The organism is Arsukibacterium indicum (genome assembly GCF_019100565.1).
Taxonomy (GTDB): Bacteria; Pseudomonadota; Gammaproteobacteria; order Enterobacterales; family Alteromonadaceae; genus Alishewanella; species Alishewanella indicum.
Genome location: NZ_JAHRID010000018.1, coordinates 1 through 1565, shown reverse-complemented (window position 1 = coordinate 1565; position 1565 = coordinate 1). Strand labels below are relative to the sequence as shown.

1 protein-coding gene is annotated in these 1565 nt (G+C 48.8%); it reads right to left on the bottom strand.

From position 1 onward, the window contains the following. Positions 1-302 precede the first annotated feature (302 nt). Positions 303-1457, bottom strand: a complete 1155-nt coding sequence (locus KQY15_RS18930; RefSeq protein WP_217671462.1) for an IS110 family RNA-guided transposase — start codon at positions 1455-1457, stop codon at positions 303-305. Positions 1458-1565 lie beyond the last annotated feature (108 nt).

The following is a 1565-nucleotide window of genomic DNA, read 5'->3' as shown; positions in this document are numbered from 1 at the left end:
GCGTTGGTATGACTCCCCAAGTCAAGCAAGTTGAATAAATCCCTGCTCATTTAAGAACCATCTTTTTGCTGTTAAAGCGAGTTAATGCATCAGATGAAGCTGGTAATGTTCGTCGGTTGTCATGCTGGTATACGTGGATTATTAGCTTTCGCTAGCAGAGCCTACCTTACTTGTTCCGCCGTGGCACCTGTCTTCAGTCTATGTTCGAGGTTCAACAGCCGCGAGGCTGTTGCCATCCTAACGCCGTCGGTGGTTGTGCCACACCCGATGCTTGATCCAATGCATTAACTCTAACCTGTTTCTCATGCCGGCACCCTGGCTAACCGTTTGGCCGGATTAACCGGTGTCAGCACGACTTCGCGAGAGATGGCCCAGATATAGGCAATCATTTCTCTGGCGATAGCGGTTACCACTAAGTTGTAGTGCTTACCGCGTTTCATTAATCGCTGGTAACGCCTGCACAATCGAAGTTGCGCCTGCCAGGCGATATCAATGATTTCTTTGCTCAGGCTTTCCTGCCGTTTTTGCAACTCTGTTGATACGTTTGCGGTGTAACGATAGGTATGCGCGCCTTCAACCAGTAAACGCCTTGCCCGCGTGTTGCCGGTGCGGGTAATGCCGCCTTGCTTCCGTTTACCGCCACTGGAGTGCTCTGAGGGGACTAACCCCAGATAGCTCATCAGTTTTCTGGGATGGTCGAAGCGTGATAAGTCGCCAAGCTCGGCAATGACGCCAACAGCCACTAATAAGCGCACCCCACGCATAGCCTGAATGGCTTTAACAACGGGGTAGTAGCGCCAGTTTTTCACATGGTAGCTGAGTTCATTATCCAGTCGCTCTAAACGGCGGATACGCTCGGTAATAGTTTGAATGGCTTCCTGCAGTACAATTTGTTGCGTTGGATGCGGCAATATCAATTCAGTAAGCCAACGAAGGTGCTTTGCAGACCAGTTATCTTGAATGTCACAGCGGATGTTATTGCGCAGAAGCATCGCTTTAAGTTGATACTTAGCGTCTTTTAAGTCTTTCATTGCTGTTTCACGGGCGCGGGATAAATCACGCATGGCTTCATCTTCTGGTTCAGGCACATAGATAGGCGCCATATCACCAGAGCGTAATAGCAGCGCCAATTTCACCGCATCACGTTTGTCTGTTTTAACGCGCTCACCGGCTTTTTTAGGAATTAACGACGGGGCCACCACATAACAACAATGACCGAGGCTGGTTAAAAAGCGATAAATCCAGTAGCCACAAGGGCCAGCTTCGTAAACGAAATGCAAGGTAGAGCCAGGGTGCTTTGATTCGAACTGCCGTACCAGTTTATGCAGCGCTGGTTTAGTGCCGTTAATCCTGCCCAGGCTGACCGGCTTTGCGTCTCGATTATCTTCAATGTAAGCGACTTCAAAGAACTCTTTGTGCGTATCTAAGCCAATAAAAGTTATGCTATTGTTAACCATGCTGACCTCCAGTATTGTATCTTCAACAAATACAGTATGGCTCTGGTTGCAAAACTAACCCACGAACTCGGAGGTCAGCACCTCTTGGGGAGTCATTATGTCTATGTG

Coding starts and splice junctions, on each gene's coding strand:
- KQY15_RS18930 (WP_217671462.1), bottom strand. CDS start 1,457: ATGGTTAACAATAGCATAACTTTTATTGGCTTAGATACGCACAAAGAG.